This is a genomic window from Streptomyces sp. OR43 (genome assembly GCF_008042275.1).
GTDB lineage: Bacteria > Actinomycetota > Actinomycetes > Streptomycetales > Streptomycetaceae > Streptomyces.
The window spans coordinates 934,016-955,056 of the sequence record NZ_RDBK01000043.1 but is presented as its reverse complement, the minus strand read 5'-3'; the positions used below and the strand labels follow the sequence as shown (position 1 = coordinate 955,056).

At 71.5% G+C, this 21,041-nt stretch carries 17 protein-coding genes and 1 pseudogene; 9 read left to right on the top strand and 9 right to left on the bottom strand.

Translation table 11 applies throughout. The features are described 5' to 3' along the window. Positions 1-223 precede the first annotated feature (223 nt). The gene (locus EAO72_RS22655) at positions 224-3,508 is read right to left on the bottom strand and encodes a S41 family peptidase (RefSeq protein ID WP_148019113.1); all 3,285 of its coding nucleotides are present in this window, start codon (positions 3,506-3,508) and stop codon (positions 224-226) included. Positions 3,509-3,677: 169 nt separating this feature from the next. On the opposite strand from EAO72_RS22655, the gene EAO72_RS22650 reads away from it, so the two are divergent. Together EAO72_RS22650 and EAO72_RS22645 are read left to right on the top strand one after the other, a co-directional pair. Then, entirely contained in the window at positions 3,678-4,250 is a 573-nt protein-coding gene (locus EAO72_RS22650) for a TetR/AcrR family transcriptional regulator (RefSeq protein WP_148019112.1), read from the top strand. A 116-nt stretch (positions 4,251-4,366) separates the two neighbouring features. Next, complete coding sequence (locus EAO72_RS22645; protein WP_148019111.1) at positions 4,367-6,601, top strand: MMPL family transporter; 2,235 nt, start codon at positions 4,367-4,369, stop codon at positions 6,599-6,601. 170 nt (positions 6,602-6,771) lie between these two features. Here the strand turns inward: EAO72_RS22645 and EAO72_RS22640 are convergent, their stop codons facing one another. Continuing rightward, positions 6,772-7,137: an SsgA family sporulation/cell division regulator gene (locus EAO72_RS22640; protein ID WP_148019110.1), complete on the bottom strand. Its 366-nt coding sequence runs from the start codon at positions 7,135-7,137 to the stop codon at positions 6,772-6,774. 187 nt (positions 7,138-7,324) lie between these two features. Here EAO72_RS22640 and EAO72_RS22635 point away from each other — a divergent pair, with 187 nt between their 5' ends. The 7 genes from EAO72_RS22635 (at position 7,325) to EAO72_RS22605 (ending at position 13,750) form a co-directional block, all read left to right on the top strand. Next, complete coding sequence (locus EAO72_RS22635; protein ID WP_148019109.1) at positions 7,325-8,386, top strand: energy-coupling factor ABC transporter permease; 1,062 nt, start codon at positions 7,325-7,327, stop codon at positions 8,384-8,386. Next, positions 8,386-9,147: a cobalt ECF transporter T component CbiQ gene (cbiQ, locus tag EAO72_RS22630; protein WP_148019108.1), complete on the top strand. Its 762-nt coding sequence runs from the start codon at positions 8,386-8,388 to the stop codon at positions 9,145-9,147. The genes EAO72_RS22635 and cbiQ overlap by 1 nt, the downstream gene beginning before the upstream one ends. After that, a complete protein-coding gene (locus tag EAO72_RS22625; RefSeq protein WP_148019107.1) occupies positions 9,144-9,923 on the top strand; it encodes an energy-coupling factor ABC transporter ATP-binding protein in 780 nt (259 codons plus the stop codon). The genes cbiQ and EAO72_RS22625 overlap by 4 nt, the downstream gene beginning before the upstream one ends. Positions 9,924-10,038: 115 nt before the next feature. Continuing rightward, complete coding sequence (locus EAO72_RS22620; RefSeq protein WP_148021976.1) at positions 10,039-11,199, top strand: serine hydrolase domain-containing protein; 1,161 nt, start codon at positions 10,039-10,041, stop codon at positions 11,197-11,199. Beyond that, positions 11,196-12,008, top strand: a complete 813-nt coding sequence (locus EAO72_RS22615) for an SDR family NAD(P)-dependent oxidoreductase (protein WP_148019106.1) — start codon at positions 11,196-11,198, stop codon at positions 12,006-12,008. The genes EAO72_RS22620 and EAO72_RS22615 overlap by 4 nt, the downstream gene beginning before the upstream one ends. A gap of 234 nt (positions 12,009-12,242) precedes the next feature. After that, positions 12,243-12,806 carry an RNA polymerase sigma factor gene (locus EAO72_RS22610; protein ID WP_148019105.1) on the top strand — a complete coding sequence of 188 codons (564 nt, stop codon included), beginning with the start codon at positions 12,243-12,245 and terminating at the stop codon, positions 12,804-12,806. Further along, the gene (locus tag EAO72_RS22605) at positions 12,803-13,750 is read left to right on the top strand and encodes a hypothetical protein (protein ID WP_148019104.1); all 948 of its coding nucleotides are present in this window, start codon (positions 12,803-12,805) and stop codon (positions 13,748-13,750) included. The genes EAO72_RS22610 and EAO72_RS22605 overlap by 4 nt, the downstream gene beginning before the upstream one ends. Positions 13,751-13,819: 69 nt before the next feature. On the opposite strand, the pseudogene EAO72_RS22600 reads toward EAO72_RS22605, so the two are convergent. The 7 genes and pseudogenes from EAO72_RS22600 to EAO72_RS22570 all read right to left on the bottom strand — a co-directional run. Further along, a pseudogene (locus EAO72_RS22600) lies at positions 13,820-14,161 on the bottom strand (DoxX family protein); the annotation flags it as partial. Positions 14,162-14,192: 31 nt separating this feature from the next. Further along, on the bottom strand, positions 14,193-15,914 hold the full coding sequence (locus tag EAO72_RS22595; protein WP_261991603.1) for a discoidin domain-containing protein: 1,722 nt from the start codon (positions 15,912-15,914) through the stop codon (positions 14,193-14,195). Between the two features lie 116 nt (positions 15,915-16,030). After that, positions 16,031-17,140: a DUF1996 domain-containing protein gene (locus EAO72_RS22590; RefSeq protein ID WP_187285177.1), complete on the bottom strand. Its 1,110-nt coding sequence runs from the start codon at positions 17,138-17,140 to the stop codon at positions 16,031-16,033. A 325-nt stretch (positions 17,141-17,465) separates the two neighbouring features. After that, complete coding sequence (locus EAO72_RS22585) at positions 17,466-17,690, bottom strand: XRE family transcriptional regulator (RefSeq protein WP_148019102.1); 225 nt, start codon at positions 17,688-17,690, stop codon at positions 17,466-17,468. Next, positions 17,687-18,538 (bottom strand): EamA family transporter, encoded by an 852-nt coding sequence (locus EAO72_RS22580; RefSeq protein WP_148019101.1) that lies wholly within the window; start codon positions 18,536-18,538, stop codon positions 17,687-17,689. Before EAO72_RS22580 ends, EAO72_RS22585 begins: the two co-directional genes overlap by 4 nt. Before the next feature lie 19 nt (positions 18,539-18,557). Then, the gene (locus EAO72_RS22575; RefSeq protein ID WP_148019100.1) at positions 18,558-19,325 is read right to left on the bottom strand and encodes a hypothetical protein; all 768 of its coding nucleotides are present in this window, start codon (positions 19,323-19,325) and stop codon (positions 18,558-18,560) included. A gap of 25 nt (positions 19,326-19,350) precedes the next feature. After that, positions 19,351-21,003: a penicillin-binding transpeptidase domain-containing protein gene (locus tag EAO72_RS22570; protein WP_187285176.1), complete on the bottom strand. Its 1,653-nt coding sequence runs from the start codon at positions 21,001-21,003 to the stop codon at positions 19,351-19,353. Positions 21,004-21,041 lie beyond the last annotated feature (38 nt).

Below are 21,041 nucleotides of genomic sequence, written 5' to 3'. Positions count from 1 at the left end.
GGGGAGGGGCACAGTGGATCGACCCCATCTCATCGCCGCGCGACCGCCAAAGGAAGGTGAACACGCCGTTGGGAAGAGGGAGAGTTGGCGGGATCGGTTCGCCATGAGCCCTACAGGATGCGACCGGTCCCGACGCATGGGGAGGACGAGACCGTCGGACCGAGACGCGGTCCCGGGAGGCATCGACGCGGAACGACGCCCTCCGTGCCGTACCGCCCGCCCCCTACCGCGGCGGCAGCGGTGGGCGCCGCCGGTCGGGGGCCGTGTCGTACGTCGGAGGCGTCGCCGGCGGGTGTGCGGCGAGGAGTTCCAGGGCGAGCCTGACGCCGTCGTCGAGCACCGCGTGGCGGCCTTCCGCCCAGTCGAGGGGGGTGCGCAGGGCCTCCACGTCCGGTTCGACGCCGTGGTTCTCGACCGACCAGCCGTACGTGTCGAACCAGGCCGCGTTCATCGGGACCGTGATCACCGTGCCGTCGCCCAGACGGTGACGGCCCGTCATGCCGACCACCCCGCCCCAGGTCCGCTGGCCCACCACCGGGCCGAGCTTCAGCAGCCGGAACGCGGCGGTGATCATGTCGCCGTCCGAGGACGTCGCCTCGTCGGCCAGCGCGACCACGGGCCCGCGGGGGGCGTTGGAGGCGTAACTGACCGGCTGGGCGTCTCGGGTCAGGTCCCAGCCGAGGATCGTGCGGGTGAGCTTCTCGACGACCAGTTCGCTGATGTGGCCGCCCGCGTTGCCGCGTACGTCGACGATCAGGGCCGGGCGGGAGACCTCCAGACGCAGGTCGCGGTTGAACTGGGCCCAGCCCGAGCCGCCCATGTCGGGGATGTGGAGGTAGCCGCAGCGGCCGCCGCTCAGTTCGCGGACGACCTCGCGGCGCTTGGCCACCCAGTCCTGGTAGCGCAGCGGGCGTTCGTCGACGAGCGGGACGATCGCCACGCGGCGGGAGCGGCCCTCGCCCTCGGCGGGGCGGAAGGTCAGCTCCACCGTGGTGCCGCCCGCGGCGGAGAGGAGGGGGTAGGGGCCGGTGACCGGGTCGACGGGGCGGCCGTCGACGTGGGTGAGGACCGCGCCCTCGCGGATGCCCGTACCGGCCAGCGGGGAGCGGGCCTTGGAGTCCGAGGAGTCGCCGGGCAGGATGCGCCGGATGATCCAGTTGCCGTCCCGGCAGAGGAAGTTGACGCCGAGGAGGCCGATCGCGCGCTGGTAGTGCGGCGGGCCCTCGTTGCGGCGGGCGGGGGAGACGTAGGCGTGGGACGTGCCCAGTTCGCCCAGGACCTCGCGGAGCAGGTCGGCGAACTCGTCGGGTGTGGCGACCCGTTCGACCAGGGGGCGGTACTGGTCGAGGACGGCCGGCCAGTCGATGCCGCACATGTCCGGCTCCCAGAAGTAGGAGCGGATGATGCGGCCCGCCTCGCCGTACGCCTGTCGCCACTCCGCCGGCGGGTCGGCCTCGTGCAGGATGCGGCGCAGGTCGATGTAGACCGTGGAGTCGTTGTCGCCGGGCTCGGTCGCGGGGACGGCGCGCAGTTCGCCGTCGTCCATCACGACGAGGCGGGAGGCGTCGCCGCTGACGGCGAACCAGTCGAGGTGGTCGACGAGTTCGGTCTTCTTCGCCTTGGCGATGTTGAAGTACTCCAGGGTCGGCCGCCCCGACATGTCCGCCGGGTTGGCGAACGTCTCGCCGAGCGCGCCGGAGATCGGCCAGCGCAGCCAGACCAGGCCGCCGCCGCTGACCGGGTACAGCGCCGAGTACTTGGAGGCGGAGACCGGGAACGGCGTGACCCGGCTCTCCAGGCCCTCGAACTCGACGGTGACCGTGGAGCCCTCCGCCGTACCCGCCTCGTCGGAGTCCACCGGGTCGAGGCCGCCCGCGGCGGGCCGGCCGTCGGGGGAGAGGGCGAAGGGGGACGGGGTCGCCGAGGAGAGCGGGACGAGGTAGGGGCGGCAGCCGAGCGGGAAGGACAGGTCGCCGGTGTGCACGTCGTAGACCGGGTCGAAGCCGCGCCAGGAGAGGAAGGCGAGATAGCGGCCGTCGCCCGTGAAGACCGGGTTCTCGTCCTCGAAGCGGCCGTTGGTGACATCGACGATCGTGGGCGAGCCGGGGCCCATGATGCGGGCGAGCTTGATCTTGCGCAGGGAGCGGCCGATGCCCGGGTGCGACCAGGTCAGCCAGGCGCCGTCCGGGGAGAAGGCCAGATCGCGGACCGGGCCGTTGACGGAACGGATCAGTTCCGTGGGCTCGCCGGTGGACGTCTCCTCGTCGGTGTCCAGGAGGAGCAGCCTGCCGTCGTGCGAGGCGATGGCGAGCCGTTCGCCGTCCGGATCGGCGATCATCTCCTGGACCCGGCCGAGGAGGCCCGAGGCGAGCCGGCGCGGTGCGCGGTCGCCGCTGGCGCGCGGCAGGTAGGCGATCTCGATCGCGTCCTCGCCGTCCGCGTCGGTGACGTACGCGACCTGTCCGCCGCTGCCCAGCATCTCCGGCAGCCGGACGCGGACGCCCGGGGTGTCCGTGATGGTGCGGGCGGGGCCGTCGCGGTGGGTGAGCCAGTACAGGCTGCCGCGCACCGACACGGCGCTGGCGCGGCCGGTCTCGTCCACGGAGAGCGAGTCGACGTTGCTGGCGGCCGGGACCTGGTACGTACGGCGGCCGGCGCGCGGGCCGCCGAGCCGGACCTCCAGCTTGCGGGGCACGGCGTCGGGCGACCGGAGGTCGTCGACCAGCCACACCTCGCCCGCGCACTGGTAGACGACCCGCCGTCCGTCGCTGGAGGCGTGCCGGGCGTAGAACGCGTCGTGGTCCGTGTGGCGGCGCAGGTCGGTGCCGTCGGGGAGGCAGGAGTACAGGTTCCCGACGCCTTCGTGGTCCGAGAGGAACGCGATCCGGCCGTCGACGAACATCGGGGAGTCGAGGTGCCCGCTGATGTCCGGGAGCAGCCGCTCGCCGTGCAGCCACAGCCGCCCGGTCGCGCCGCCCCGGTACCGCTTCCAGGCGGCCGGCTCGTGCGGCGGCTTCCCTGTCAGGAGCAGGGTGCGGCGCTCGCCGTCGATGTCCGCGACGGCGATGTCGGAGACCGGGCCCCAGGGCAGCCGGCCGCCGGGGCTGCCGTCCGTGGGCACGCTGTAGGCCCAGGAGAAGTACGAGAACGGCTGCCGGTGCGAGGACACGGCGAGGATCTGGGCGCTGTCGCCGGGGTCGGGGGTCCAGCCGCAGACCCGGGCGTCCGTCGAGCCCCAGTAGGTGAGCCGGCGGGCCGGTCCGCCGGCGACGGGCGCCAGGTGGATCTCGGGGTCCAGGCTGCGCCAGGTCGTGTAGGCGATCCGGGTCCCGTCGGGTGAGAAGCGTGGATGGCTGACTCTGGTGCGGTCGACGGTCACACGCCAGGCGCGCCCGGGCGCCTCGCCCTCGGAGACGAGCGGGGCCACCCAGAGATCGTCCTCCGCGGCGAAGCAGAGCAGATCCTCGTGGAGGTGCGGGAACCGGAGATACGAGACGTCGTCACTCACCCCCCAATGCTTTCGGTGCGAGAGGGCCGCGGCAACTTGTGGTGCGGAACACAAGCGAAACGATTCCGTTTCGCTGGGGGTGCGGGGTACCGTCGATGTGTACGAAACAGTTTCGTTCGATTGACTGACGTACGTATTACCCGCGAGCTCAGGAACAGGAGGTCGACCCATGGCACGCACACGGCTCACGCCCGAGCGTGAGAGCGAGCTGTACGCCGCCGTGCTCGACCTGCTCCGCGAGGTCGGCTACGACGCCCTCACGATGGACGCCGTCGCCGCTCGTACCCATTCCAGCAAGGCCACCCTCTACCGCCAGTGGGGGAGCAAGCCCGAGCTCGTCGTCACGGCCATGCGGCACAACAAGCCCGTTTCCCTCGGTCAGGTCGACACCGGCTCCTTGCGCGGTGACTTCCACTCCGTCCTGGGGCGCAGTGACGACTGTCAGATGGAGAAGGACGCCGCGCTGATGCGGGGTCTGAGCCATGCCGTCCACGAGAACCCCGATCTCCTCCATGCCCTGCGTGAACTGCTGATCGAACCGGAGATGACCGGTCTCGACCTGCTGCTGCGCCGCGCCGTGGACCGGGGTGAACTGCGTCCGGACAACCCGGCGCTGAAGTACGTACCGCACATGCTGGTCGGCGCGCTCGCCGCCCGGCAACTGGTGGAGGACCGCCCGGTGGATCAGGCGTTCCTTCTCGACTACGTCGACTCCGTGATTCTCCCCGCTCTCGGAGTCTGACCGACCGCCGTCCCCACGGCCCTCTCCCCAAAGCCCCACCTGACACGCCGCTCTCGTCGTCGGGCTGGTTCCTCACGCCCTTTTCCACTCAACGACCTGACCGGGAGTACGCCCTCGTGGCCACATTCCTCTACAAGCTCGGACGGCTCGCCTTCCGGCGCCGCCGCTATGTCGCCCTGATCTGGGTGGCACTGCTGGCGCTCGCCGGATTCGGCGCGGCCTCCGCGTCCACCGCCACCTCCAGCTCCTTCTCGATCCCGGGTACGGAGGCGCAGAAGGCCTTCGACCTGCTGGAACAGCGATTCCCCGCAGCCAGCGCCGACGGCGCGACGGCCCGCATCGTCTTCAAGGCCCCCGAGGGCGAGAAGATGACGGACCCGGCCCACAAGGCCGACGTCAACAAGATCACCGCCGAGCTGAAGTCCGGCTCGGACCAGATCGCCTCGGTCGTCGACCCGTACGCCGGAAAGGCCGTCTCCAAGGACGGTTCGACCGCGTACGTCTCGGTGACCTACAAGGTCAACTCGATGGAGCTGACCGATGCGACCCGGGAGTCCCTGGAGGACTCGGGCGCGGCGGCGCAGAAGAGCGGGATGACCGTGGAGATCGGCGGTGACGCGCTCCAGGTGATGCCGGAGACCGGGGCCACCGAGGTCATCGGGATCGCCCTGGCCGCGGTGGTGCTCGTCATCACCTTCGGTTCGCTGATCGCGGCGGGGCTGCCCCTGCTCACCGCCCTGATCGGGGTCGGGATCGGCGTCTCGTCGATCACCGCGCTGGCCAACGTGCTGGACCTGGGCTCGACCACCTCCACCCTCGCGATGATGATCGGCCTCGCGGTCGGCATCGACTACGCGCTCTTCATCGTCTCCCGCTACCGCGCCGAACTGGCCGAGGGCCGGGAACGCGAGGAAGCGGCCGGCCGTGCGGTCGGTACGGCGGGTTCCGCGGTCGTCTTCGCCGGGCTCACCGTCGTCATCGCGCTGGTAGGCCTCGCGGTCGTCAACATCCCGATGCTGTCGAAGATGGGCTTCGCCGCGGCCGGTACGGTCGCGATCGCCGTCCTCATCGCCCTCACCCTCGTCCCGGCCATGCTGGGCTTCGTGGGCAAGCGGATCATGGGACGCAAGGCCCGCGCGGCCGCCGAGGCCGAGAACAAGCCCGACGCCAAGCCGAACATGGGCACCCGCTGGGCGCGGTTCGTGCTGCGCAAGCCGGTGTGGGTGCTGCTGGTCGGTGTCATCGGCCTGGGCACCATCGCCGTACCGGCCGCCTCGCTGGAGATGGGCCTGCCGGACGACGGCTCCCAGCCCACCAGCACCACCCAGCGCCGCGCCTACGACCTGCTGTCCGAGGGCTTCGGTCCCGGCTTCAACGGTCCGCTGATGGTCGTCGTCGACACGGCGAACAGCTCCGACGGCAAGACCGCAGCGAAGCAGGTCGGTGACGAGATCTCCAGCATGAAGGGTGTCGTCGCCGTCAGCCCGGCCACCTTCAACAAGGCCGGCGACGCCGCGATGATCACGGTCGTCCCGAAGGACCGGCCGAGTTCCGTCGAGACGGAGAACGTGGTCCACGCGATCCGCGACGCGGGTACGGACATCAAGTCCGACACCGGCGCCGAGGTGCTGGTCACCGGTGCCACCGCGATGAACATCGACTTCTCGGAGAAGATGAACGACGCGCTGCTGCCCTACCTGGCGCTCGTCGTCGGCCTCGCCTTCCTGCTGCTGATGGTGGTCTTCCGGTCGATCCTGGTACCGCTGAAGGCGGCGCTCGGCTTCCTGCTCTCGGTCGTCGCGGCCCTGGGCGCGGTCGTCGCGGTCTTCCAGTGGGGCTGGCTCGGCTCGCTCTTCGGGGTGGAGCAGACCGGTCCGATCATGTCGATGATGCCGATCTTCATGGTGGGTGTGGTCTTCGGTCTCGCGATGGACTACGAGGTCTTCCTCGTCACCCGGATGCGTGAGGCGTACGTCCATGGCGAGAAGCCCGGCCAGGCCGTCGTCACCGGCTTCAAGCACGGGGCCAGGGTCGTCTCGGCCGCGGCCGTGATCATGATCGCGGTCTTCTCCGGATTCATCGGCTCCAGCGAGTCGATGATCAAGATGATCGGCTTCTCGCTCGCCATCGCCGTCTTCTTCGACGCGTTCGTCGTCCGCATGGCCATCGTGCCCGCGGTCCTCGCGCTGCTCGGGAAGCGTGCCTGGTGGCTGCCGCGCTGGCTGGACCGGGTGCTGCCCAACGTGGACGTCGAGGGTGAGGGTCTGCGCAAGGAACTGGCCGACACCGCCAACGGCGCGGGCGACGCCGGTCCGGACGCCGGGGACGCGCGTGAGCTGACCCGGGTCTGAGCCGGCCGGTGAGCCGCCCTCCGGGCTGCTCGACGAGCCGCTGACCTCCGGGGCCGCGTCTGAGCGGAGCGTGGCCCCGGAAAGCACCGGTTACCTGTGGGGACGGGGGACCGGGGCGACGAGAGCCCCCGTGCGCATGCGCACGGGGGCTCTCGTCATGCCGTCGTGGATCAGGCGGGCGCGGCCTCGGGCCTGGCCCCGGTCTCCGTCCGGCTGTGGGTGCGCCGCAGGAAGCGGATCAGTGGCGCGCAGTCGAACTGCACCACCTCGACGCCGTCCGCGGTACGGCGCTCGACGACCAGTTGGACCCGGCCGCACGGCCAGATACGGAGGCTGTCGTGTTCGACGGGGGCACGCAGCCCGCGCTCCAGCAGATCGCGCGGGACGGCCCACTGCGCGCCGCCCGGGAAGGCGACCTGGATCGTGTCGGGAGTGGTGGCGGCGGTGTCGTAACGCAGCTCGACGTGCACCACGGGCAGATCGCGGGCGTCGGTGACGAGCCGGGCTCGGGCATGTTCTGTGATCACGGGGGACATGGGCCGGCTCCTCCTGTGTATGCGTCTTCGTCATCCAATGTCCCATATTTTCCTAAAAGAGCACTGTGAAACGTCTGAGCAGTTGTGACAACCCCGCTCTTGCGAATGGTTCGCAACAAGGCTCTATCATTGAGAGGTTCACGACCCCGCGCAGCAATGCAGGAACGCAGGAAGCGGAGCCTCCCCCATGCATGTACCCGACGGATTCATCAACGCCCCCGTGTCCGCCGTCGCCGGAGTCGTGGCCGCCGGCGCCGTCGCCGTCAGTCTGAAGGGCGCCCGGCGCGAGCTGAACGAGCGCACCGCGCCGCTGGCCGGGCTGGTGGCCGCCTTCATCTTCGCCGTGCAGATGCTGAACTTCCCCGTCGCGGCCGGCACCAGCGGCCACCTGCTCGGCGGGGCGCTGGCCGCGATCCTGGTCGGGCCGTACACCGGAGTGCTCTGCATATCCGTCGTCCTGCTGATGCAGGGCATCCTCTTCGCCGACGGCGGGCTCACCGCGCTCGGCGTGAACATCCTCGACATGGGCGTCGTGACCACCGTCGTCGCGTACGCGCTGTTCCGCGGTCTTCTCGGCGTGCTGCCGCGCACCCGCCGCTCCATGACCGCCGCGTCCTTCGTCGCCGCCCTGGTCTCCGTACCGGCCGCGGCCGCCGCCTTCACGCTGATCTACTGGATCGGCGGGACCACCGACATCCCGATCGGCAAGGTCTTCACCGCGATGGTCGGGGTCCACGTCCTGATCGGCCTCGGTGAGGCCGCCATCACCGCGCTGACCGTCGGCGCCGTCATCGCCGTCCGCCCCGACCTGGTCCACGGCGSCCGCGGCCTCACGGCCCCGCTCAAGCTCCGCGTCGACGGCGAACTCGTCGACGCCCCCACGGCCACGCCCACGCCCGCCCCCGCCCACCGCTCGACCAAGGGCCTGTGGGCCACCGGACTGGTCACCGCCCTGGTCCTCGCCGGCTTCGTCTCCTTCTACGCCTCGGCGAACCCGGACGGCCTGGAGAAGGTCGCCACCGACCAGGGCATCGACAAGGAGGCCAAGGACCACGCGGCCAAGGACTCCCCGCTCGCCGACTACGGCGTCAAGGACGTCTCCGACACCCGGCTCTCCGGCGGACTGGCCGGCGTCATCGGCGTCGGGGCCACGCTCGTCGTCGGAAGCGGCGCGTTCTACGTCGTCAGCCGTCGCCGCCGGACCGGCGAGGAGCCCGCAGCCGATACCCGTACCGACGAGAAGGTCTGATGGGCGCCGGCCACGCCCACAAGCTCTACCGGCACGGGCACTCGCCGGTCCACGACCTGCCGCCGCACTGCAAGCTCGCCGCGGTCTTCGCCTTCGTCGTGGTCGTCGTCACCACCCCCCGCGAGGCGGTCTGGGCCTTCGGGCTCTACGCGCTGCTGATCGCGGGCGCCGCCGCCGTGGCCCGCGTCCCGGCCGGCTTCCTCCTCAAGCGGCTCCTGATCGAGGTGCCGTTCGTCGCGTTCGCCCTGCTCATGCCGTTCGTCGTGCCCGGCGAGCAGACGCAGGTCCTCGGGCTCTCCGTCAGCGTCCCCGGGCTCTGGGGCGCCTGGAACGTCCTCGCCAAGGGCACCCTCGGCGTCGCCGCCTCCGTGCTCCTCGCCTCCACCACCGAACTGCGCTCCCTGCTGCTCGGCCTCCAGCGCCTGCGGCTGCCGCCGCTCCTCGTCCAGATCGCGTCCTTCATGATCCGGTACGGCGATGTGATCACCGACGAGATGCGCCGGATGTCCATCGCCCGCCGCTCGCGCGGATTCGAAGCGCGCGGCCTGCGGCAGTGGGGTGTTCTCGGAAAGTCGGCGGGCGCCCTGTTCATCCGGTCGTACGAGCGCGGCGAACGCGTCCACCTCGCGATGGTCAGCCGCGGCTACACCGGTTCCATGCCCGTCATCGACGAGGTGACGGCCTCGCGCACCCAGTGGGCGTACGCCGCGGCACTCCCCGTGCTCGCCCTCGTCGTGTGTCTGCTGGGATGGACCGTATGAGCCAGTCCACGCCCGCCACCCCCGCACCGCCGTCCCTCGAGGTCAGCGGTCTCGCCTACGCCTACCCCGACGGCCACCAGGCGCTCTTCGGCGTCGACCTGACCGTCGCCCGCGGCGAGCGCGTCGCCCTGCTCGGCCCGAACGGCGCCGGCAAGACCACCCTCGTCCTCCACCTCAACGGCATCCTCGACGCCGGCGCCGGGACCGTCCGCGTCGCCGGGCTCCCCGTGGAGAAGCGCAACCTCGCCGAGATCCGCCGCCGCGTCGGCATCGTCTTCCAGGACCCCGACGACCAGCTCTTCATGCCCACCGTCCGCGAGGACGTCGCCTTCGGACCGGCCTCCGGCGGGCTGCGCGGCGCCGCACTGGAGGAACGTGTCACCGAGGCGCTGAAGCAGGTCGGCATGGAGGAGTACGCGAGCCGGCCGCCGCACCACCTCTCCTTCGGCCAGCGCCGCCGCGTCGCCGTCGCCACGGTCCTCGCCATGCGGCCGGAGATCCTCGTCCTGGACGAGCCCTCCTCCAACCTGGACCCGGCCTCCCGCCGCGAACTCGCCGACATCCTGCGGTCCTTGGACGTCACCGTGCTGATGGTGACGCACGACCTGCCGTACGCCCTGGAGCTCTGCGGCCGCGCGGTCATCCTCAGCGAGGGCGTCATCGCCGCCGACGACCGGACCCAGGACCTCCTGTGCGACGAGGAACTGATGCGCGCGCACCGGCTGGAGCTTCCTTTCGGGTTCGACCCGCGGTCGGTGACGGTGCGCGTGCCGTGAGCCCTCGCGGGCTGACGGTTCGCGTTCCGTGACGATGAACATGAGGTGACCCGCCCCCTCCGCGACCTGCCGCGCCATGCACCATGGGGGGATGAGCGGGAGCGCAGGAGCAGGCGTGGACGTACGGGGAACGGCAGCGCCCGGATTCGAACCGGTCCGGGATGCTTTCATCCGTAACTTCGAACAGCGCGGCGACCGAGGGGCAGCGGTCACCGTCTACCGGCACGGGCAGAAGGTCGTCGATCTGTGGGCCGGCACCAGAGATGTCGACGGAGCCGAACCCTGGGCCGTCGACACCGTGCAGATCGTCCGCTCGGCCGGCAAGGGCATCGCCGCCGCCGTCCCGCTGCTGCTGCACCAGCGCGGCCAGATCGACCTGCACGCCCCGGTCGGCACGTACTGGCCGGAGTTCAAGGCGAACGGCAAGGAACGCGTCCTCGTCCGCCACCTCCTCGCCCACCGGGCCGGAATCCCGGCGCTCGACCACCCCCTGACGCCGGACGAGGCGGCCGACGGCGTGAGCGGCCCGCGCGCGGTCGCCGCGCAGCGCCCCGAGTGGGAGCCCGGTGCCGACCACGGCTACCACGCGCAGACCTACAGCTGGCTCGTCGGCGAACTGGTGCGGCGCGTCACCGGCCGGACCGTCGGCCGCTGGGTCGCCGAGGAGATCGCCCGCCCGCTCGGCCTGGACTTCTGGTTCGGCATCCCGGCGGACGAGGCGCACCGGGTGGGCCGGATCGGACCCGTCGAACCGCCGGCCGGCGACGGTACGGGCGCGCTGCGGGTGCGCCCCAAGCGCTCGGTCGTCGACGCCTACCGCGACCCGGACTCGCTGACCCGACGGGCGTTCGGTGCCATCGACCCGTTCCCCGACGAGAACGACCCCGGCTACCGGGCCGCCGAACTCCCCGCGTCCAACGGCATCGCCACCGCCCGTGGCCTGGCCCGCTGCTACGCCGCGATGATCGGCAAGGTCGACGGCCACCGGCTGTTCGCCCCCGCCACCCTCACGCTGGCCCGCACCGAGGAGTCGGCGGGACCGGACCGCGTCCTGGTCGTGGGCACCCGCTTCGGCCTCGGCTACATGCTGCACGGACCGGCGGCCCCGCTGCTCGCCCCGGGTTCCTTCGGGCACCCCGGGCGGGGCGGCTCGCTGGGGTTCGCGGACCCCGAATCCGGCATCGCCTTCGGCTATGTGACGAACGGTCTGCAGAAGGGAGTCACCGCCGACCCGCGTGCCCAGGCACTGGTGCGCGCAGTACGTTCGGTGCTGTGACTTCCGAGACCGCTGCTTCCCCCGCTTCCGCTCTCTCGCGCTTCGACGGATACCGCGTCCTCATCACCGGCGCCGGCCAGGGCATCGGCGCCGCCACCGCCCGCCGGCTGGCCGCCGAGGGCGCCCGTGTCCTGGTCACCGACCTGGACGGTGACCGGGCCCGGGCGGTGGCGGCGGAGATCCGGGAAGTCGGCGGCGAGGCCGAACCACTGACCTGCGACGTAGCCGACCGGTCGGCCGTCGAGGCGGCGGTGGAGACGGCCGTCTCGCTGTTCGGGGGCCTCGACGTACTGGTCAACAACGCCTACGCGTGCACCCCGGACGCCGCGCTCTTCGAGGACGAGCCGGACGAGGTCTGGCAGCGCGACCTGGACGTCACGCTCAGCGGCGCCTACCGGTGCGCGCGGGCCGCCCTTCCGCACCTCGCCGTGTCCGGCCGGGGCGCGATCGTGTCCATCGGCTCGGTCAACGGGACGCAGGACTTCGGCAACCACGCCTACAGCGCCGCCAAGGCGGGCCTGGCGAGCCTCACCCGTACGCTCGCAGGCCACGCGGGACCGCGCGGGGTGCGGGTCAACCTGGTCACGCCCGGCACGGTCCGTACCGACGCCTGGGCGGGCCGCGAGGCCGAACTGGCCCGGGTGAGCGGCCTCTACCCGCTCGGCCGGGTCGGCGAGCCGGAGGACATCGCGGCGGCCGTCGCCTTCCTCGCCTCGTCCGACGCGGCGTGGGTCACCGGCACGACGCTGTGCGTGGACGGCGGGATCACCGCGGTGAACACGGGCTTCCGGCAGGCGCTCAGCGAGTAGCCGGGCGGGCGGCCCGGGGCGCGGGGGCGCGCCCCACCCGACGGCGCTGCGGTGCCGCGCGCGCTCGGGTCCGCCGGCGGCTCGGGCACCACGGGCCWGGCCCGTGGTGCCCCGCCCCCGGCCCGTGGGCGGGGCGGTGCCGCGCGTACCGGGACTCCGCCCGCGAACGCTCGCCCAGCTCTTGTGCAAGTACGGGGTGAGACCGCCGCCCGGCGGACTCGGACAGGAGACCTCATGGACCCGGACGAGGATCTGCTGGCTCGCGCCGCACGCGAGCCGACGGCCTTCGAGCCGCTGGTGGCCCGGCACTCCCCGGCCCTGCACGGATACCTCGTGCGCCGCGCCCCGGCAGCCGCCGACGACCTGCTCTCCGAGGTGTGGCTCCAGGCGTACGCCCACCGCAAGACGTTCGACGCCGCGCGCGGCTCTGCCAGGGGATGGCTGTTCGGGGTCGCCAGGAACGTGCTGTCCCGGCACCGGCAGGCCGTGGCACGCTCCGCCGCCCGCGAGCAGCAGCACCCCGACGCCACGGCGGCCGACCCGTGGCAGGCCGTCGACCAGCGCCTGGACGCCGCCACGGTCGGACCGGAGCTGCACGAGAAGATCGCCGGACTCCCCGCGGTCGAGCGCGAGTTGTTGCTGCTCGTGGCCTGGGAGCAGCTGACCCCCGCGGAGGCCGCCGCCGTCGTCGGTATACCCGCCGGCACTGCCCGTTCCCGTCTGCACCGGGCCCGTGCCCGGCTGCGCGACGGGCTCTCCAGAACCACCCGCACGAACCTGACGGGAGACTTCGCATGACGCACGACGACGAGCAGACGGACGTACTCGACTTTCCCGGTGCCGCCGCCCTGCAGCGCGCGGGCCGCACCGAACCCCTCGACCCGGCCGTCCAGGCCCGTGCCCGCTCCCTGGTGCTTGGGGCCATCGAGGCGGACGTCGCGGACGCCCAGGACGCCGTACCGGCTGCTGTCGAGCCCCGCTTCCGCCGGAACCGGGTGTTCGCCCTCGCCGCAGCGGTCGCGGCCATCGCGGTGGGCGCCGCCGTCCTCCCGGTCATCGACCTGGGCGGCAGTGGGCCGGCGGCCGGCGCGTCGGCGTCCGAGGTGTTCACGAGCATGGCCGAGCACACCACCCTCACCGACGCGTACAACGCCAAGACGCTGACCGAGGCGTACTGGAAGACGACGGTGCGGATGTGGGTGGAGGGCGACAAGGGAAACACCGCGGACTACTACCAGAGCCGCACCAGGACCGTCATCAAGGGCGCCCAGAAAACCACCGTCAAGTCCCATCCCGAGGGCTTCAGCTGGCAGGTGGGCGACGGCCGGGTGGCCTGGCAGGACATCAACACCCTCCCCACCCGGCCGGACGCTCTGCGCGGCGTCCTCTCGGCCGGCGCCAAGGGGTCCGCCGCCGAGCAGACCGTCCGCCAGGCCGGTGTGCTGCTGACCCAGGCCCCCGTCTCACCGCGTCTGCGCGCGGCACTGTACCGCGTGCTCGCCGACACGCCGGGGGCCGTGGTGACGGAAGGGGTGAAGGACGGGGTCGGCCGTACCGGAACCCAGATCTCCTGGAAGTGGACCGAGAAGTACCCCGCCCACAGCGACCACAACCCGAACTGGATCGTCAGGCCGTCCGACGGCCGGCTCCTTGAGGTCAACTCCATGCCGGGAGGCCAGGACGGCCACATCGTCCAGCGCGCCACCTACCTCTACGCGGGCCCGGCGAAGACCACGGGCTGACCACGGAACGCCGGCCGGCCCCCCGGAGGCAGTTCCGGGGGGCCGGCCGGTGTGGGCGCGTCCGTCCCCTCAGGCGGGTACACCCAGGTGCTGTTCCCGCTGCGGTCGCGTACTCTCCCGGGCGGCTCCGCGGAAGAGGGGCAGCCGGTCCGCGGCCAGGACGCCGGGACCGGTGAACACGAGCAGGAGCAGCGTCCAGCAGAAGAAGACCGCTGCCTCGCCGCCGTTCTGCATCGGCAGCAGGCCTGTCCGCTGGTGTACATCGAAGTACGCGAACGCCATGGAGCCGGAGCCCACGAACGCGGCCGTTCTCGCACCGAGGCCGAGCGCCACCAGGACGCCTCCGGCCAGTTGGATGACGGCCGCGTACCACCCCGGCCGGCTGCCGGCGGAGAGCATCGGCCTGCCGAGGCGAGTGACCCTCGTGGGTGTCCGCCTCCCGTCAGCTGTAGACGCCGAACTCGTACAGCGAGTAGCCGTAACCGGAGCCGCGGGCCGTGCCGTTGATCCGCACGTAGCGGCCCGTGCCGTTGACGTCGATGTCGTCGATGTCGCCGTTTCCGTCCGTCACCGACTTCACCGTCGTCCAGCTCTGCCCGTCCTCGGACGTCTGGATGTCGTACGCCTTGCCGAACGCCGGGTCCCAGGCGAGCTGGACGTGGTTGAAGCTCGTCGAGGCGCCGAGGTCGACCTGGACCCACTGCGGGTCGCTCCAGTCGCTGGCCCAGCGGGTGTCGAACCTGCCGTCCACCGCGTTGGCCGCGCCGCACGGGCAGCCGCCCGTCGGGTCGGTCTGGAACGAGGACGCCGTGGCGGCCTTGCCCTGGGAGACGTTCGTCCCGTCCACCTTCGGCGGGATGACCTTCACGGACGTGGTCTCGATGCCCACGTTGCCCTTGCCGTCCGTGGCCTTCACATAGGCCTTGTAGACGCCGGTCCTGCTCGGCGCCTTCGCGGTCAGCGTGCCGTCGCCGTTGTCCTTGGTCTCGGCGGGGGCCAGCGCCTTGTTCTGGTCGATGTAGTTGCTGCTGAAGAGGACCTGATAGGTGATCGCGTCGCCGTCCGGGTCACTGGTGTGCGTGCTGATCCTCAGGTCGCTGCCGGTGGGGACGCCGGTGGTGGCACCCTCCACCGCCATGTCCGTGACGACCGGCGGGGTGTTGTCGCCCGAGGTGTCGGCGCCGTACGCCTTCTTCACGGCGTAGTACGACAGGCGCTTCTCGCCGCCGGGCAGCAGGTTGAACCAGACGCCGCCGAAGTCGTCCTCGGTGCCGTAGTGGAACATCGTGGCGCCGAGCGCCACACCGGTGTGCCCGGTGACGCAGCCCCACGCCTTCTCGTAGCCCTCGGCCTTGGCCACGTCGGTGGGCTCGGCCGGGACGCCGTTCGCGTCGTCGTCGACCTCCCACTCGCCGGCCGGTCCCGTCTCGGTGACGATGTAGGGCTTGTCGTAACCGCCCTGCTCCCAGTCGGACTTGATGGCGCAGACCGCGTTGTAGGCGTTGACCGCGTACAGGTCGAGGTCCGGGGCGTTCTTCTTGTAGTAGGGCCAGGCGCCGGTCCAGGCGTCGGTCGAGGTCACCGGGTGGTTGGGGTCGACCTCGTGGATCTTCTTCGCGACGTCGTTGACGAAGGTCGTGTACGCGTTGCGCTGGGCCTCCAGTTCGTCGCCGCCGTAACAGTTCTGGAGGCCGAGCGTCGACTCGTTGCCGACGTTCCACATGAGCACGCCGGGGTTGTCCTTGTAGGTGTCGACCCACTTGGGGAACTCGGCGAGCATGTCGTTCTTGTACTGCGTGTCCGTCAGGTAGTTGACGCAGCCGCCGCTGCCGGGGCCGCCGCCGGGCTGGAGCCAGAAGCCGGCGATCACCTTGATGCCGTTGGCCGCCGCCGTGTCGAAGAGCGGCTTGCTGGTGGCGTCGGTGCCCCAGGTGCGGATGGTGTTGACGCCCATCGACTTCACGTCGGGCAGGTACTTCTCGGCGTCGGCGACCGACGGGCCCCAGGTCAGGCCCTTGACCGTATACGGCGAACCGTCCACGCTCAGCGCCCAGTTCCCCTGGGATCCGGTGACCTTGACGACGCTGCCGGCCGCCTGGGCGGCGGGCGCCTGGACGGCGAGCAGGCCGCCGCCCAGCACGGCCGCCGCCGCGAGCGGCGCCACCAGGCGCCTGGCCCGGCGGGTGGGGGAGGGATGGCGTGACTGATCTTGGAGAGCGCTCTCCGTGAAGGGCCGAAAAAAGGCCCCTCGTTCCGTGGGGGGAAGCGGGGTGGTGCGGGCTACGGCAGTTCGTAGTTCTCGTCGAGCACGGCACCCTGGCCGGGGTGGTTCTCGTCGTAGCCGTGCGGGTCGCACTGCAGGCCACCCTTGATGCAGTGCGTGGCCATCGCGTCGAGGGTGGCGGCGTCCCACCCGTTCATGAAGTCGTAGTGGAACGAGTAGCCGGCGCCGCTCGCCAGTCTCACCTTCGACATGTCGCCGTTGACCGGCCAGGCCATCTTGAACTCGATCATCGGCAGCGCGACGGGGTGGTCGGCCGGGCAGGAGTTGTAGTTGGCTCCGCCCGCCACCGGGTAGGCCATGTGGCTCTTGTGGTCCGGCGTGTCCAGATGGATGCCGTCCCAGCAACTGGGCGCCTGGAGGCGCAGGTTGAGGTAGGTGTCCCGACTGGTCGGGCAGGTGGCCGGGAAGTCGTAGTTCTTGAACGACTCACCGCACTCCCAGCCCTCGACGGTGCCCTTGAGGTTCTTGAACTCCTCCTTCGTCTGCATCGGGCTGCCGACGACGTACCGCAGTCCCCGCGGGAAGGGCCGCACGCTGGTGTAGTCGGTGACGCCCGACTTGTAGTAGATGGTCTGGACGCCTTCGGGCAGGATCTTCGTGTCCCCGTTGAACAGGCTCGGCATCCAGTAGCCGGACTTGTCGCCGGGTGCCAGGCAGGTGGTGTCGCCCGACTCCAGCGAGGCGGTGGTGGTGTTCGCGTTCGTCGTGGTGTTGCCCATGAACGTGTGGTCGTGGGACTTGCCGGGCTGCCCCGGGTAGACGATCGGGTCGTCGGGGGCGGTGTGCGTCGGGGCGCACTTGGCCTGGAACTCGTGGAAGTACGCCGGCGGCGGGACCTTCGTCGAGGGGGTGACCCCGGTGACGGGCGGGTCGGCCATGATGTAGCCGTCCCCGTCCGGATCGTCGCCGGAGGCCTGGGTGGACGCGGGCATGCCGGGCATGCCCGGCATGGAGTACGCGGCGTGTTCCGCGTGTGTGCCCGCCGCCGCGGCCGGCGTCTCGGGCGAGGCGTTCGCTGTCGCCGCGATACCGGCGATCCCTGCCGTGGTCAGGGTCAGCGAGGTGAACAAGAGCAGTCCGGTGAGGGTTCTCGACCTCCGGGGCATGGAGACCTCCTGCTGCGTCGTGGGGGCGTGCATGGAGTTGGGAGAGCGCTCTCCCAACTCGGAGTGTTCCGCTCCTGACAAGAGCGTGTCAATAGTTGGTGAACGACGGCCGTCGTGCGCGGACGGCGCGGAACGCGGCGGACCCGCGGCCGAGTTGCCCGGTGACCTGCGAGGAGGTTCGCGAGGCGCGCACCCTCCGTGGTGCGTGAACCTGGGTATCGGACGGGCGCGCGTACGCCGGCCGTAGGCAGGGCGGGGCGTGTCCATGCGCGGGGGCGGCGTGGCCGCTGAAGGCCGCTGCGAGGGCGGGCCGGTCAGGGAGCGGTCAGGGAGCGGTCAGCGGAAGCCGGTCGCCCGTGGACATCGTGGCCCGCAGGACGAGGCCGGCCTCCAGGGCGCGAAGACAGCGGCGAAGCCGGCGCTGGCTGATCTCCTGGACCGGGAGGCGTTTCAGCCGGGAGACCTTGGGCTGAGCTGTACCCGTCCGTGTCGCCACCTCGGCCCGGGTCAGGCCGGCCTGCCGCGCGACGCCGTCGCCCGCCGCTCTCAACTCGTGTGCAGCATGAGCCCGATGCCGACCACCATCAGCCCGGCCGCCGCGATGCGCGGGGCGCCGAAGCGTTCCTTGAAGAACACCGCGCCTATCGCCGCGCCGACGATGATCGAGGACTCGCGCAGCGCCGCCACCGGGGCGAGCGCCGCGCGGGTCTGCGCCCACAGGACGAGTCCGTACGCCGTCACCGACAGGGCCGCGCCCAGCAGGCCGCGTACCGCGTGGGGGCGGAGCTGGGCCGGGAGGGCGGAGCGGCGCCGGTACAGGGCGTAGAGGGGGATGGCGAGGCCTTCGAGGACCATCAGCCAGGCGACGTAGCCGAGCGAACTGCCCGAGGAGCGGACCCCGACGCCGTCGACGGTGGTGTATCCGGCGATGGCCAGACCCGTGGCGAGCGCGGCCAGGATCGCGGGCCACTGGGGGCGCTTGCCGGCGCCCCGGATGCCCCAGAGGGCCAGCCCCACCAGCCCCGCCGAGGCGACCGCGACGCCCGCCGTCGCCCAGCCGTCCGGGCGCTCGCCCACGAAGACGGCGGCCAGGACGGTGACCACGAGCGGCGCCGTGCCGCGCGCGATCGGATACATCTGGCCGAAGTCGCCGAGCGTGAACGACCGCATCAGCAGCAGCATGTAGGCCACGTGCAAGGCGGCGGAGACGATCAGGTACGGCCAGGCCTCCGCCGCCGGGAACGGGACGAAGCAGGCGGCGGCCGCGCCGATCAGCACACCGCCCCCGGAGATCAGGGTGAAGGAGAGCAACTGGTCCTTGATCGCGTGGGCGATGGCGTTCCAGCCGGCGTGGGTGAAGGCGGCGGTCAGGACGGCTATGGCGACGAGCGGTGTCACGTGGTACCCGGGATTCCGTTCAGCGGGGGCGGCGGCCGGTGAGAGCGTGCCAGCGTGCGCGGGCCGCGTCGAGTTCCTGGCGGGCCCGGGGGATACGCGGGTCGCCGCTCTGACGGGCGGTGACCTCTTCGAGCCTGCGCCCCTCCTCGGTCGGTCCTGCGGCGCTGTCGCGCAGGCGCCGCAGCTCGGCCCCGGCCTCACGGATGAGCCTCGGCCGGTCCCGCTGGAAGGCCTTGTCGGCGGCGATGGCGTTCTGGACGTCGAGGACGAACCTGCGGACGTGCTCCTCGGCGAGCTCCGTGTGCGGGTAGCTCAGCAGGTGCCGGCGTCCGTCCGGGCCGGTGAGGTAGACGTGGGACTCCCACGCGGAGTGGTCGGCGCGGATGGACGTCTCGTGCAGCGGCAGCTGGAGGTCGCCGCTCCAGTCGTCGGTGCCGCTCGCCACGAGCACGTGCTCGTAGAGGCTGAGGTCCCTGATCTCGTCCCGGTAGCCCCCGCGGCCCGGTTCGCGCAGGTAAGCGAGGTGCTCCTCGGCTCTGCGGACCTCGCGCCGGTGGGTGGAGCCGGCCTTCCGGACGGCGTTCTGCGCGCCGGACAACTCCCACTGCGCCGCCCGTTCCAGGGTGCGCAGCGTGTTCCGCGCGGTCTCGAGGTCGTGGCGTGCGGCGGCGTGGGCGCCGCCGAACGCGAACCTCCAGCCTCCCGGGTAGCGGTGGAGCTGCCGGGCGGCCGCGCCCGCGGCGAGGAGGGCGGCCAGGACGAGCAGCAGGGGCAGTCCGGCGATCATGGTGCTTCTTCTCCCTGTCGTACGGTCACGGCCCGGCCAGCAGGACCTCGGCGACGACCGGACCGGCCGCGTCCCCGCCGTGGCCGCCGGACTGGACGAGTGCCGCGGCCGCGAGGTCGTTGCTGTATCCGGTGAACCAGCTGTCGGACGTGGCCTGACCGCCGATCTCCGACGAGCCCGTCTTGCCGCCCTTGTCGCCTCCCACGCTCGCCATCGCCTTGGTGGCGGTGCCCTCGGGGTTCGTGGCGGTGTAGTTCAGCATGTCCCGGAGCTGGCCCGACACACCCCCGGGCAGCGGGCTCGCGGTGGCGAACTTCCGGTTGTCCAGGGTCTGCGGGACGATGAAGGGCTGCAGGAACCGGCCCTTGACGGCGGTCGCGGTGATGGACGCCATGTTCAGCGGGTTCATCTGGATCTTGCCCTGGCCGATGAACGAGGCGGCGGTCTCCGCACCCTCGGAGGGCGGCACCTTGCCGTCCCACGTGGTGATGCCGGTCTGCCACACCTGGCCGATCCCGAAGTACCGCGAGGCCTCGTCACCGAGCGCCGTGTCCCGCTTGTCCCTGCCCAGCGGCAGGACCGGCTTGATGAACGTGGTGTTGCATGACTTCGCGAAGGCCCTCTTCAGGGTGGCGTTCGGCAGCGAGAAGTCGTTCAGGTTGTGGAAGACCCGGCCCTCCCAGGGCACCGTGGACGGGCACTCGACCGGCGAGTTCGCGCTGCCGAGGCCGTTCTGGATGATCATCGCGGCCGTCACGATCTTCATCGTCGAGCCGGGAGCCACCTTGGCCCAGCGGGCCGATTCGAAGCCGGTCGCCGGGTTGTTGGCGATGGCCCGGATCGCGCCGGACGACGGCTCGACGGCCGCGACGGACGACTTGTCGTACTTCTTCACGGCCTTCTCGGCCGCCGCCTGGATTCCCGCGTCCAGTGTCGTCGGAACGCGGCCCGGCTTCCCCTTGACCAGGGTCAGCAGGGTCTGGTCCGCACCGTCGGCGTTCGCGCTGTTGATCCAGGTCTCGATGCCCGTGGTGCCGCCGGCCTTCTGGCCGTACTTCTTGCGCAGCTCGTCCAGGATGCCGCCCAGCGACGGGTACTTCTCCTTGGTGAGCACGTTGCCGTTGCGGTCGACGGCCTCGATCGACGCGGTCTTCGACTCGCCGGTCTCCAGCGACTCGCCCTTGCCCAGCTCCGGATGGATCACGGAGGGAGCCCAGTCGACGAGCGGGCGGCCCGTGGTCAGACCGCGTACGACGGTGAGCTCGGAGGCGTACGTCCAGGGCTTCGTCGTCCCCTCGTAGGAGACCGTCGCCTTGACCGTGAACGGCACCTTCGAGCCGGTCGCCGGACCCGGCGTGATCACGGCCCGGGTGACATGGGCCGATTCGCTGTAGCCGGCCAGTGCGGGCTCGGCGTCGCCCTTGTTGTTGGTGAGTCCGGCCGCGACGGTCGCCTCGCCCTTCGCCCACGCGGCGAGGAACGCCTTCGACGTCTCGGCTATCTCGTCCTCGGTGACCGGGCCGGTCTTCACCTCGGACGAGGTGGCCTTGGCGTCCGTACCGCCCCCGACCCCGCTGTCGCCGAGCCCGTCCAGGACGTTGTACGCCCCGTACCCCACTCCGCCGACCACGACGGCGAACACCCCGCCGACCACGGCTACCTTCACTCCACTGCGCATCCCTGCAGTCCCCCTCCCCAGGAGGCCCCCTTGAACAC